The 13,389-nt window shown below is 49.1% G+C and carries 12 protein-coding genes and 1 pseudogene; 7 read left to right on the plus strand and 6 right to left on the minus strand.

What is annotated here, in order from left to right; translation table 11 throughout:
- Window positions 1-293: 293 nt before the first annotated feature.
- From H8S55_RS13475 to H8S55_RS13495, 6 genes and pseudogenes are all read right to left on the minus strand, one after another.
- Window positions 294-704 carry a GtrA family protein gene (locus H8S55_RS13475; protein ID WP_186879329.1) on the minus strand — a complete coding sequence of 137 codons (411 nt, stop codon included), beginning with the start codon at window positions 702-704 and terminating at the stop codon, window positions 294-296.
- A complete protein-coding gene (locus tag H8S55_RS13480; protein WP_186879330.1) occupies window positions 685-1,185 on the minus strand; it encodes a hypothetical protein in 501 nt (166 codons plus the stop codon). The genes H8S55_RS13475 and H8S55_RS13480 overlap by 20 nt, the downstream gene beginning before the upstream one ends.
- Window positions 1,186-1,190: 5 nt before the next feature.
- The gene (locus tag H8S55_RS14295) at window positions 1,191-2,804 is read right to left on the minus strand and encodes an acyltransferase (RefSeq protein ID WP_366468056.1); all 1,614 of its coding nucleotides are present in this window, start codon (window positions 2,802-2,804) and stop codon (window positions 1,191-1,193) included.
- A 42-nt stretch (window positions 2,805-2,846) separates the two neighbouring features.
- Window positions 2,847-3,575: pseudogene (locus H8S55_RS14300) on the minus strand (ABC transporter ATP-binding protein); the annotation flags it as partial.
- 13 nt (window positions 3,576-3,588) lie between these two features.
- On the minus strand, window positions 3,589-4,365 hold the full coding sequence (locus tag H8S55_RS13490; RefSeq protein ID WP_186879332.1) for an ABC transporter permease: 777 nt from the start codon (window positions 4,363-4,365) through the stop codon (window positions 3,589-3,591).
- 14 nt (window positions 4,366-4,379) lie between these two features.
- Window positions 4,380-6,191, minus strand: coding sequence for a methyltransferase domain-containing protein (locus H8S55_RS13495; protein WP_207721871.1), 1,812 nt, complete (start codon window positions 6,189-6,191; stop codon window positions 4,380-4,382).
- A gap of 331 nt (window positions 6,192-6,522) precedes the next feature.
- Here H8S55_RS13495 and H8S55_RS13500 point away from each other — a divergent pair, with 331 nt between their 5' ends.
- From H8S55_RS13500 to H8S55_RS13530, 7 genes are all read left to right on the plus strand, one after another.
- A complete protein-coding gene (locus H8S55_RS13500) occupies window positions 6,523-7,902 on the plus strand; it encodes a ParB/RepB/Spo0J family partition protein (RefSeq protein ID WP_186879334.1) in 1,380 nt (459 codons plus the stop codon).
- A gap of 309 nt (window positions 7,903-8,211) precedes the next feature.
- Window positions 8,212-8,568 (plus strand): DUF7768 domain-containing protein, encoded by a 357-nt coding sequence (locus H8S55_RS13505; protein ID WP_003500157.1) that lies wholly within the window; start codon window positions 8,212-8,214, stop codon window positions 8,566-8,568.
- A complete protein-coding gene (locus tag H8S55_RS13510) occupies window positions 8,555-9,640 on the plus strand; it encodes a DNA cytosine methyltransferase (RefSeq protein WP_055650122.1) in 1,086 nt (361 codons plus the stop codon). The genes H8S55_RS13505 and H8S55_RS13510 overlap by 14 nt, the downstream gene beginning before the upstream one ends.
- A gap of 4 nt (window positions 9,641-9,644) precedes the next feature.
- Window positions 9,645-10,358 (plus strand): antirestriction protein ArdA, encoded by a 714-nt coding sequence (locus H8S55_RS13515; RefSeq protein WP_003500154.1) that lies wholly within the window; start codon window positions 9,645-9,647, stop codon window positions 10,356-10,358.
- A gap of 26 nt (window positions 10,359-10,384) precedes the next feature.
- Window positions 10,385-11,422, plus strand: coding sequence for a DUF8626 domain-containing protein (locus tag H8S55_RS13520; RefSeq protein WP_242999916.1), 1,038 nt, complete (start codon window positions 10,385-10,387; stop codon window positions 11,420-11,422).
- Window positions 11,423-11,513: 91 nt separating this feature from the next.
- The gene (locus H8S55_RS13525) at window positions 11,514-11,984 is read left to right on the plus strand and encodes a PcfB family protein (RefSeq protein WP_117834225.1); all 471 of its coding nucleotides are present in this window, start codon (window positions 11,514-11,516) and stop codon (window positions 11,982-11,984) included.
- On the plus strand, window positions 11,981-13,389 hold a 1,409-nt coding region (locus H8S55_RS13530), incomplete at its 3' end, for a recombinase family protein (RefSeq protein WP_186879335.1). The genes H8S55_RS13525 and H8S55_RS13530, both read left to right, overlap by 4 nt.

Genomic DNA, 13,389 nt, shown 5'->3' on the forward strand with positions numbered 1-13,389 from the left:
AATAAGAAATACATGAACATGAAGCACTTGGAGGCGGTCATGGACGACGCCTCTATTGCCGGCTGACTTCATTCAGCCGGAGCCTGCAAACAATTTTGCGCATAAATCTTGACGGGACCTAAACCGAAAAACCGAATTCGTCAAAACAAGAGTATTTTGGACGATTCGATTCAAGCTAGAGCAAAAAACGCAACTCTGACCGGACAGGTTTTCTGTCGGGCCGGAGTTGCGTTTTTGTTTTATTTGAGAGTTTGTTCTGATATAACTGCGCCGTTTCTGCCCAAACCAGAGTGCTAAATGTCAACCTTGAACGCAAAGAACCGCTGTCCCAGATAGTTCAACCCAGTGTACAGACACACCCCCACCAGCATGGCCACATTCTCCTGCACATTAACAGCCTGTCCCGCCAGCAAATGCAGCACCAGCGGTTTTGCCAGTCCGTAGCCCAGCAGATAGCACACGGTCACATTGACGGCAAACTTCCAGACTTGAGACCATTCCCATGTCTTATTCTGAAACGTAAAGTATTTGTTCAAGAAGAAGCTGACGATGCCGCCGACCACATAATTGGCCGCAGAGGAGGCCCAATAGGAGCAGTGGGCCAGGTTGTATAGCAGGAACATGGTTCCGCAGCCCACAAGCGTATTGACCACGCCAACAGCCAGGAATTTGATCACGGTCCTATCAAATAGTTGTGTCTTCATGGCAATCTTCGTTGGTCTCCGCTACGATGTAAATGGGGCGGTGCTTAGTTTCCAGATAAGTCTTGGCGAGATACTGCCCCAATACTCCGATACAGAGCAGTTGAATGCCGCCCATGAACATAATCATACACGCCAAGGAGGGCCAACCGCCTACGGGGTCTCCCAGCAGCAAGGTCTTCACGACGATGACTACGACCATAAGAAGCACGACCAAGCAGAGCAGAATTCCCGCAACCGACGCAATTGCCAGTGGGGCGGTAGAAAAAGCCATAATACCTTGCAGAGAATATTTGAACAGTTTCCAGAACGACCACTTGGTCTCTCCGGCCACCCGCTCCACATTTTCGTAGGGCAGCCATTTGGTCCGAAACCCTATCCAGCCAAAAATGCCTTGGTTCTGATCCATATTAAACGTAACCGTTCTATTACTTCCCTTAGGTAATTTGACTTCGAGAGTCGTTCTTTTTTTCTGTTCAATCATTTGAGTTAAAACACCTTCTTCATTACCGGTACCTGATGTCCACAATACGAAATAACAAAACTGATGAGAAAATAAATAGCCGCCGAAATAAACATTTCCGCCTCTGTTCCAGTGTTATTTTTCAACATTACTGAAACTATTGGGAGCTTACTCATACACATCATCACCAAAACATGAGAAAAGTAGATACCCATTGATGTCTTGCCAATGCGGAGAATCCAATTTTTCATCCTTTTCGGGATGTTTTTCAATTTGCTTTTCCAAGCCAGTGCTCCACCGAGTATCGCTACTGCCATAAATAAATTGCCAAAGCTCCCAATACAGCTAATAAATGTGCTATTAGGTGCTCCATTTTGCGCGCTTATATATGCTGTCATTCCCATATCAATCAAAAGCCCAGTTGAAAATAATAACGCATAAAACTTCCATTTAAACTTTTGAAAGTTTGACCGCATATCCCATAGTAACGCACCTAGGAAAAACAATCCCAAGTCCGGCCAAAACATCGCAAAATGAAGATTGGGTAGGTTGACCCCGGCAATTACTCCAAGATTATGCCATAGGGATGGAATAAGTAATAGTAGGGCAACTAAATAGACCTTCATTTTTTCATCCAAACAAAGATACATTTTTGACAGCACCGGAAGTAGTATATATATTCCAACCATACTATATACAAACCATAAGTGGGATGTTTGTTGTACATAGAACATCTTTAAGAATTGAATAGGTTCCATTTGTGCATCTGTGAGAATATATAAACAACTCCAGAAAATCAGAGGAATATATATTTTTGGAACACGGTGTAACAACGCCGTTCTTACTGCACAGTCTTTACGTAGCAGATATGCTCCAGAAATCATATAGAAACATGGAACGGCAAAGGCTGTCAGAGAATTAACAAACAGCGTAGAGAACCACATATCACTTGTTATGTCCGCCCCATAAAATACATTGCACGTATTGTGTAGCAAGACGATTGTAAAACAACATACCGCTCGTACAACATCTCCCCATACCTCGCGTTCATGGAGGTTCACCTGTTTTTCTTCTTGCCTATCTATTCTTTGCAGCAATATTGTAAGAACAAATATACCAATAAAGGCTAATACTGACCAACTTATGTTTCCCGTTATATTCTTTGATTCCGTATCGGGAAGATCATACGGCAATCCCAATGGGACATTCTCAGCACTACTCAAATCGTAGTCTATAGATTGTCCATTAACTTCTACCAAAACATTTCCTTGGTTCTGATCCGCATTAAACGTAACCGTTCTATTACTTCCCTTAGGTAACTTGACTTCGAGAGTTGTTTTTTCCTTTGCGGTAATGGTAACTTCATCCCAGTCCATTTCCCACCCGTCTGACTGCACCACCGTATCTGACGGACTGTACCATTCTCCGTTTATCGATGCCCCACGGTAGGTAACTGGAAGTTCTTGCGGATGAATCGCAATTATTTCTTCCACGTTTCTCGTCCGAGCAAGATTTTCAGAAATCGTATATGTTACTGTAGCCGCAAAAAGTCCTAATACAGCGGCAATAATTACTGCTTTTGGAAGTGAAAAGTTTTTTGTCACATGTGACGCACTACAAGATATATGGGACCCTTCCATTGTTGCATTAGGGGTGGTCCGCTCAATTGTATACTCCCCATTCAAGTACTGTTCATACACATCGCAAATCTCTTGTGTTTCCCCAAACGCCACTTGCTTTCCGTGATCCAGCCACAGGACCTTGTTGCATAATTCGCGAATCTGGCTCAAGGAGTGCGACACTAAAATTGTGGTCGCACCTTGGGAGATGATTTCCCGCATTTTCTTCGCGCTTTTTTCTTGGAATGCACCATCTCCAACAGACAGCACCTCATCCAGAATCAAAATGTCTGGCTTCACCAGTGATGCAATCGAAAACGCTAGTCTTGACTTCATGCCTGAAGAGAGCTGTTTGAATGGCCGATCCTCAAACTCACGCAGCTCCGCAAAGTCGATGATCTGGTCGTAGGTCTCATCCATAAATTCCTTCGTGTAACCCAACATCGCGCCACGAAGATACGCATTTTCTTTGACCGTCAAATCGCCATCAAAGCCGCTGCCCAGCTCCAGCAGGGCAGCGACTTCTCCGTTTGCGGTGATCTTCCCGTGCGTCGGCTCCATAATTCCGGCCACGGCTTTTAACAGGGTCGATTTTCCCGCTCCATTCGTTCCAATGATGCCAAGCATATCTCCGCTTTCCAGCTCGAAGGAGACACCGTCTACGGCCATAAACTTGTTCACATGGTAATTATTCGTCAGCTTCCGTACAACATATTCCTTGATCCCAATATCCTTGAAATCGCCGGTAATATATCGTATCGAAACATTCTCTGCTTTTAACGCAATACTCATTCTGCGTTCTCCCTCAGACGTAATATAAAAAGCTATGATTTTTCCTCTTGTAAATGAAGAACCCAACTGCAAATGCAATCAATGCATATCCAGCTGCAATCAGATGGAACCAAAGAGAGGGCACTGTCCCCTCTATAACGATTTTCCGAAAATATCGAATATACACATAAACCGGATTCAAAAGGAATAAATTGCGGCCAATCTGTGGAAACGTCTCGATGCTATAGAAGATTGCCGACATATACATGAGAAGCATGGTAAAAATTCCGTACAAATACTGAATATCCCGGAAAAATACATATACTGCTGACAGGATCAGCCCAACGCCCACATTAAAAACAACCAGGCACGCGATAGGATATAACAGCAATAGAAACTTCCAAGTAATCGGTATTCCATTGATCAGCACAAACAAGAAATAAATGCACAGGGTAATTCCAAAATTGATCAGTGACGATACATTTTTAGAAAACAAAAACATATATTTCGGAACATTTACTTTTGTAAATATCTCCGCATTATTGAGCAGAGACGTCATTCCTTCGTTTGTAGATTCATTAAAAAACGAAAATACCAACTGGCCAGAAAACAAGTAAATCGTGTAGTGTTCAATATCCGAACCAAGCAGCGTGCCAAAAATCAGATTCATCACAAGAAGCGTCAGTAAGGGCGACAACACACTCCATGCCACGCCCAATACTGTACGCTTGTATTTTTTTGTGAAGTCCCGGTGAACAAGCTGCTGAAATAGAAATTGATTTGTCTTCAATTTCAGTAATACTTTTTGCAAGTCAGTAAAACTCCTTACTCAGATTTTCCCAGCAAGTTTTTTTCTACTCCATGGACTTTGGCTTCGCGCACATACAAAACGATATTTTCGCGATACCAACTCTCAATATCTTCATTACCTTCGAATAGCTGCCGAATTTCTACAGGTAAAAATCCATGTTTGCCAAACTTGCTTGTCCAGTATGTCATCGGCTGTTCGTTAATATGGCCGTCTCCACCCTGACCTGGATGAGCCGCAGAAAATAAAATAGTATCAGCGGCGTTACAAAGACTTTCCACAAATGTGTCTGCAATTTCTTTGTGTAAATGCTCTGCAACCTCCATGGATATTGCCAAATCATACTTTTTTTCTAACACGACTGGCTCTTCAAGATCGACTGCACAGAAACAGTCTTGCGGAATCATCAGTTGTCTCGGTGGAACATAGTCTCCATCCAGGCCCCTAATAGATTCAACTCCAAAACTATGGGCGACCCATAGCCATGTTCCAGTTCCGCATCCAAAGTCGACCATACTACGACACTCAAGGTGAGGTAAGAGAGTCGAAAGTATTGCGCGGGCCGACATAACAGACCCCGCTCTATTCTCAAAATAGAATATATCGTCATATGTCATGGATACTGCTGATCCTGCGTTGTGAGTATTCAAGCAGTTTGCTAGATAAACATTTTGGAAACCTGCTCTTAGCGTTCGCTCCAGCTTCCAAACTCTTTTTACTGCCTTCCGCGTATCGTCCGCCTCTCTATATATCTTCCCAGACAACTCTTGCCGGGTGTTTTCTGTCTCTTCGTATATTTTTTGGAATAGATCTTGACGAGTATTTTCTGTTTGCTCAAATATCTTTGCAAAGATATTGTCTTGAGTCCTTTTAAATTGATCATATATCTTTACTCCGAGTTGCTCACTACATTTCACTTGATCATACGCATTTTTCTCCAGTTCCTGTCTAAGTTTTTCTATATTTTGCTCTATTTTGCCTACCGCTTGGTTATAAATCTTTTCTGTTTCTTCGGAAGCAATCCGTTGGACATTGTCTGTCACACACCTAAATTGCTCATTCATTTCCTCCGAAATTCGTCCAAGACTCGACTCAAATTGTGCCATGTCATTTTGGACTTGCAGCAACAAGAGCCGAAACTCCTGCAGTTGCTCTGACACCTGCTGTTTCGCCAGTCCAATATCCTCATAGATATTTTGAACTCGCTTGTTGACTTCCTGTGCTTCTATTCTTGCATGAAGTGCATTTTTTTGAATATCAATTATCGGGTCTTGAAAGCGATGACGAATAGGTTGATAGAGCGGCTTCAACAGATTCTTTAAGAATAACTTTATTTTATGAAACTTTCCTTGTTTAATAGTTGCAAGTTCAGCAGTACTATCATAATTGTTGCAACTCTCATTTTCCCTCAAAATAATTAATTCAGGTATTGTCCCGCATTTAGCTTCAGAAAGTCTCATGCTAAATGCTCTAGATAAACTTAATGCATCATATAGTTTGAGTTTGGCATTTGCATTAACTGCTTCCCGAAAGTAATTTTCTAATCGCTCATACTCGGCCCATGTTGCAACCTTTCCATTCCATGGACTCAGCAAATATAGATCTTCCGAGCAAACATCAACGCCTAATTCTTTGAAATTAGTCTGTATCATCTCCCGCATCATCTCAACGGTTTTATTGGTTTGCCCTGCACTTCCATTGTGCCAACGATGGTAAAGCAGAATATCGTGAACACATCCAACACGCATTCCCTTACGAAACGCGCGTTGCCACAGTTCCCAATCCTCTACAAAGCCTCTATTTTCGTCGTATAGCAAATTATGATTCACAAAAAAATCTCTTCTAAACATTAGCGTCGGATGGTCAAATGGGCATGTTAATACAGACCATGCACGTGCCATTTCGCCTTCCACGGCAACACGGCCATCATTCATATCCCCAAAATAGAGATAGTCCGAAGTGCATAGCTCAATATTTGCAACGGTGTACAAAGGGAACATAATAAAAAACTTAATAATGGACTGCCAATCTTACACAAAGTACCGCCCAAACGAGACTACGGGCGGTATTTTTGTATCATGGCGGAGAAAGGAGGAACTTCCCACGGGGGCTTGACTGAAAAGTTGAGCCTCTTTTTTCATGCCAAAAAACAGGAGGTAAATGCTTATGGCAGATGATAAAACCACAAAAACGCCGGAACAGCCGGTAACGGATAGCGGGCCGGGCAAGGAAACGCCTCCCGCTCCCCCAAAAGAGCCGGAGAAGGTTTCCGTTTCTCCGGAGCCGGAAAAAAAGACGGAACCGGAGGTAAAGAACCCGCAGGTTTCCGTCTATAACTTCGCTGAAATTATGAAGGAAAAGAAGGTCGAGGAACGGGCGGCAGCTCCCAGCGGGGAAAAGCCTGCCCCGGCAAAAACGGAAAAACCGGAAAAGCAGCCGGAGGCTCCGAAGAAAGCGGAGGAAAAACCCAAAGAGCCGGAACAGCCGAAGCGCCGGGGCCGTCCCCCGAAAGCAGATAAGGACAAGGCCGCAACCCCGAAGTCCGAAGCTCCCGCACAGAAACCGGAAAATGCGGTCAAAAAGGAACCGGAGAAAAAAACGGCGCCAACGGTACAGGCTGCTCCCGCTCCGAAGGAACCCGAAAAACCGAAGGATGCACCACGCCGGGGCAAGGAACAGATCGTCTATATCAAGCTGAACGAGCTTCACGCCTTCAAGAACCATCCCTTTGAGGTTCGGGATGATGAAGAAATGCGGGCTATGGTGTCCAGCGTCAAGGACAAGGGCGTGACCCAGCCCGCTATCGTCCGTCCCCGTGAGGATGGCGGCTATGAGATCGTGTCCGGCCACCGCCGCCAGAAGGCCAGCGAGCTTGCCGGATATGCGGATATGCCCTGTATTGTTCGCAATCTGACGGACGATGAAGCCATCACGCAGATGGTCGAGGACAATCTCAACCAGCGTGAAGAAATCCTCCCCAGTGAGCGGGCCAAAGCCTTGAAAATGCAGCTTGAGGCCATCAAGCACCAGGGCTCCCGCACTTCGGGCCAGATTGACCCGAAGGACGCAGGAAAACGCTCCAACGAAATTGTAGCCGAGCGCAATAAGATGGCGGTCAAGCAGGTGCAGCGGTATATCCGGCTCAATGAGCTGGTTCCCGACCTGATGAAGCTGATGGATGAAAAAAAGCTGGGCTTTACTACGGCGGTGGAGCTTTCCTATATCGGCAAGAAGAACCAGAACTATATCGCCGTCGCCATTGACAGCCAGCAGTCCTCGCCTTCACAGGCGCAGGCAAAGCGTATGCGTGAGCTGGACGAAAAGAAGCTGCTCAACGGGGATGTGATCGACGGCATTATGATGGAGGACAAAAAGGAGGTAGACAAAGTGATTTTGACAGGTGCGGAACTGAGCAAGTATTTCGGCAAGGAAACTACGCCGAGGGAAATGAAGGACCAGATCATCAAGCTGCTGGACGACTGGAAGGGTCAGCAGAAGGAACATGAAAAGCCGGAGAAGAAAACCGAACAGGAAAAGTAAGCCCAAACTTCGGGTCAGCATGGCCCGAGGATTGCGGGGCTCTGCCCCGCGCCCCGAAGCTCTGGAGATATAAATGATTCCCCGTCGCCAGTTATTCCGTAGCATAGCCGGGAAAATCAGTCAAGGGCAGCGCCGCCGCAGGCGGTGCCAGAGGCACCCTTGACGGATTTCTCCCGGTTATGCTTTTTCCCGGTCAAGCGACGGGGATATAAATTCTCCAGAGCCGTTCCCCTTCCCGGGGGAAGGGGCGGAGGGGTTGGGCGAACTCTTGCTTTTCCCTAAACCAAAACAGAAATGGAGGCTCAACCAATGAAACGACCTTTAGCATACCTGACCGCCGCATGGAGCGGCGAGCCGGATGTTGATATGGAGCTGGCGGCCCACTACTGCCGTCTTGCTTATGAGGCGGGCTTTTCCCCGATCTGCCCGCTCTTGTATCTGCCGCTGTTTTTGAATGACAGCGTTCCCGAGGAACACAAGGCTGGGATTGATATGCGCCGGGATATGCTGCGGCGCTCCCACACCCTGATTGTCTGCGGCAGCGCTGTGGACGAGGATGTAAAAAATGATATTGCGGTTGCCGGGCGGCTGGGCATTGCGGCGACCACACTGGAAGGGGTGCTTGCCGTGAAGGGACACGGCACCCCGGGCCATGCCGGACATTAAGCTGGGAAGCCTTTTCGACGGGATTGGCGTGTTCCCTCTGGCTGCTTCCCGGTGCGGTATCCGTCCGGTATGGGCCAGTGAGATTGAAAAAGCGCCCATCTCTATAACCAAAAGGCACTTTCCCGACATGGTGCATTTGGGGGATATTACGAAGGTGGACGGCGGGAAAATCCCGCCGGTTCATGTAATTACCTTCGGTTCCCCCTGTCAGAACCTTTCTCTGATCGGCAACCGCTCCGGTCTTGCCGGGGCAAAATCAAGCCTGTTCTATCAGGCGTTTCGTATCATACAGGAAATGAGGGATGCTACTGATAACCTATATCCAGCTATCGCTGTTTGGGAAAACGTCATGGGAGCGTTTTCTACAAATGACCGGATGGACTTTAGAGCCGTCTTATCCGCCTTCTCGGACACCGAAGTTCCAATGCCTCCTTCGGGAAGATGGGGAAACGCCGGAATGGTGCGAGGGGGAACGCCTGATGTGTGCTGGCGACTCATGGACGCCCAGTATTGGGCAGGCTCCCGAAGGCTGGCACGAAGGCAGCGGATTTTCGTCGTGGCGGATTTTGGAGGCAGACGTGCCGCAGACATACTATTTAAGCCCCGTCCAATGCTCCCACTTCCTCCGCCTTGCGGAGAGGGCGGGTGGGCCGCCGCCGAAGGAGATCGAACAGCTTCTTTTGAAACAGGGCGGCAGATACCAGTCATCCACCCCTTTCAGTGCTTCCGTATGCGGGGAGCGGCAAAAAGGCAGGAAGAAACGGCCTTCCGAAACAGCTTCGGATTACCAACTGACCCTTTTCCCACTCTTTTAGCCAGTGATGTAACGCCCTTTGCCTTCTGGTATGAGGGCGACCCGAAGGGCGGCTGTATCCGTTTTCTGACGGAAACGGAAAGCGAACGGCTGATGGGGCTGCCAGAGGGCTGGACAAAGTACGGGGCGGACGGCGTGGAGATCCGGCCTCTGCAACGCTACAAGGCACTGGGAAACGCGATTGCCCTCCCTTGCGCCGATTACATTATGGCCGGGATTTATGAGGTGCTGGCTGACCGGGCCGGAAAGGAGGAATGAGCCCATGTTTGAAGCCTATATAACCAATACAGCCCTATACCCCTTAATGGGGATTGAGGTAGGGACAACGGTACATTTCCCCATGACGACACAGGAGTTGCAGGCCGCCCTTGCCAAAATCGGGATAGACGGGAAACGGTACAGCGAAGTGTTCTTTACCAGCTTTGACAGTGATGTGCTGGGGCTCTACGATTATCTCTACGAATGTGAGAACATCGACGAGCTGAACGAGCTGGGCCACGCCCTGCTGGAAGTACGGGATAAGGGCGGACTGGAAACCTTTGAAGCCGCTCTTGTCTTGGGAAACCACACAAGGAGCGTGAAGGATTTGATAAACCTGACGCAGAACCTTGACCTTTACCGCTTTTACCCGGATATTTCCGATGATGAAGGGCTGGGCCGTCTTTACGCCGACGAGCTTGGGACTATCGACATACCGGAGCACATTCAGAACTACTTCGATTATGAGGCATACGGGCGGGATGTGCGTATCAACGAGGGCGGCGTATTCGCTCCCGGTGGGTATGTGTCGGCAGTCCCGGAGGGCTTCAAGGAGTATTACCACGGGCCGCAGGACATTCCGCCGGAACACCGGATATTTGCCTATCCTGAAAAGGCCGAGCCTGTCCACTCCATTCTCGCTACACTCAAACGGTTTCAAGAAGCCCCACCCGCTCCGAAAAAGGACAAGGCGGGACCTTCCCATGAAGAACGGTAAGACTTCGGGCCAGCATGGCCCGAAGCATGAAGGAGGTGCATACCATCAACTATTATCCTATCAATGAAGGAGCCGCCCGCCGGGCAAAGGAAATGAACAGCTTTTCCGACTACAAGGAAGGGAGCGCAACGGCGGAATACCGGGCAATGGTGGATAAGGCCGCCGCCATAGCCGAACAGCAAAAATCCAGGGTGGACCCCATGTACCATGAGAAGATCGACCATCTGCTGGACACCTACGCCCGCAAGCTGGCCGAAAACATGAACCAGGGCTTTGCCATTGACGCGAGGGTTCCCTCTGTGATGATCGCCGGACCTGCCAACTTCCCGGTGGGAAAAAAGGAAAAACAGAACTGGGCCCGAGACAGCAACATGGAGGAATGGCGGTATATTCAAGGGCTGCTGGATAAGATACGCAGCACCGGCATGGGCGGGATCAGTGCCGATGACCCGGCAGCGATTGAAAAGCTTCAGAAGAAGCTGGACGGGCTGGAACGCTCCCAGCTCATTATGAAGGAGGTCAACGCCTATTACCGCAAGCATGGCAAACTGAACGGCTGTGCGCTGCTGTCGCCGGACCAGATCGAAAAGCTGAAAGCAAGCATGGCGTCAAGCTGGCGGAGCGACCCGAGGCCCTTTGAAAGCTACCAGCTTACCAACAACAATGCGGAGATCCGCCGGGTAAAGGCCCGTATCGAACAGCTTTCCAAACAGGCACAGCAGGAATTTTCCGGCTGGGAGTTCGATGGGGGCCGTGTGGAAATGAACCGGGAGGACAACCGCTTGCAGGTGTTCTTTGACGGAAAGCCTGACGCGGACACCCGGGCCGAGCTGAAAAGCAGCGGCTTTCGCTGGGCTCCCAGCGTAGGTGCATGGCAGAGGCAGCTCACGGACAACGCCATCCGGGCGGCTGACCGTTTGGAATGTATCAAGCCGCTGTCCGGCGAAAAGCCCTCCCGGCTTCAAAAGAAGCCCTCTATCTTGCAGACCATGCGGGAACAGGGCGAAAAAGTCCAGACGGAGCCGGAAAAGAAAGCTCCGTCCGGCAGGGATGCCGAGCGGTAAGCCTCGGGCCACATTGGCCCGAGGTTTTCTGTTCCCCGAAACTGTACGGGGGCCTCCCGGATAGCGGGGACCCCGACGGAAAGGAGGTTTTATGCAGGAAGAAGTAAATCAAAAAACGGTTGCCCTTTCGATCAGGACAACAAAGCTCGCGGGAAAGGTGCTGGCTGCCGCACTTGGAAAGGTGGCGCGGGCGGTGCAAAAGCACCACCGGAAGGCGCTGACCCCGCAGGGACGCCAGAGTGTAAAAAAGCTGATGAACCACTATGGCGGCAAAAGCGCCATGCCCTATGTGGGAGCCCCAAAGGATTTTGACCGGATCGCAAAGGAGTTCCATGTGGACTACGCTTTCCATAAAGTGAGCCCCGGTCATTACCTACTGTTTTTCAAAGCCAATCAGGCGGACGCTATCACGGCGGCCTTCCAGAAGTACAGCGCAAGGGTGCTGAACAAAGAGCAGGACAAGGCTTCCATCCTCGGCCAGCTTCGGAAATTCACGGAGCAGATCAGGACGCAGGCAAAGGAAAAGCAGCGGACCAGAGAGGCGGTGAAGGACGGACGTTGAGTGACAAGATTAGAAAATATGTGCTCCCAAACCTGCCGTACCTCTTTGTGTTCTGGTTCTTCTCCAAAATCGGGACGGCATACCGGATCGCCCCCGGCACAGACTTCGGGACAAAGCTCATGGGGATGCTCGATACCTTCCCCAAAGCCTTTGAAACCTACTGGCCGGGGCTGGGAGGTATTGACCTGCTGGTGGGCCTTGCCGGTGCGGCTGGGGTGTATCTGCTGATACAGTCAAAGATCAGGCAGGCGAAAAAATTCCGGCGGGATGCAGAGTACGGCACTGCCCGCTTTGGAACAAAGGAGGATATAAAGCCGTTTGTAGACCTTAAATTTCAGAACAATGTCATTCTGACCGGGACGGAGTTCCTTACCATGAACACCCGTCCGAAGATACCCGCCAATGCCCGGAACCTAAACGCCTGTGTCATCGGATCGTCCGGCTCGGGAAAGACAAGGTTCTGGTTGACCCCGCAGCTCCTTCAAGCCCATTCCTCGTATGTGGTGGTAGACCCAAAGGGCGGCACTCTCGACCAGTGCGGGCGGTTTCTGCAACGGGAGAAATACAGGGTGCGGGTGTTCAACAGTATCGACTTTTCAAAATCCATGCACTACAATCCGCTGGCCTATATCAAGACGGAAAGCGATGTTTTGAAATTTGTTACCGCCCTGATTGCCAACACCAAAGGCGACGGCAAGGAGGGCGACGAGTTCTGGACAAAAGCAGAAACCCTCTTGTACTGTGCCCTTGTGGCCTACATCGTCTTTGAGGGGCCGGAGGAAGAACGCAACATGAATACGCTGGTGGAAATGATAAACAGCATGGAAGTCCGGGAGGATGACGAAACCTTCAAAAACGCGGTGGACTATATGTTTGACGGGCTGGAACGCCGCAGCCCCCAGCACTTCGCCGTGAGGCAGTATAAGAAATACAAGCTCGCCAGCGGTGTTGTATGCTCTAAAAGACTTCTTAATCAAGCGGTTGGGAAGTCTCTTAGAACACACAACCTAAAACCGAAGAAAAGAGCGCAAGTTATGAGAAAAAACGAGAAAATCACTGCTCTGTACGAACGACTGAGCCGTGATGACTTTGGCAAAGATGATGACCAGCAGCGTGAGAGCAACTCCATTTCCAATCAAAAAGCAATGTTGGAGGACTTCGCCGCACGGCAGGGCTTTACAAACATTGTCCATTTCACGGACGATGGCATTAGTGGTACTTGTTTTGACCGTCCCGGATTTTTGGCAATGATGAAAGAAGTGGAAGCCGGGAATGTGGAGTACCTTTGTATCAAGGACATGAGCCGCATGGGTCGTGACTATCTGAAAGTCGGTCAGATTATGGAAATCCTGCGTCAGCGTGGCGTTCGCCTTATCGCCATCAATGACGGCGTGGACAGTGCCAG

Origin of the sequence: Flintibacter faecis, from assembly GCF_014287875.1 — a bacterium.
Lineage (GTDB): Bacteria > Bacillota > Clostridia > Oscillospirales > Oscillospiraceae > Lawsonibacter > Lawsonibacter faecis_A.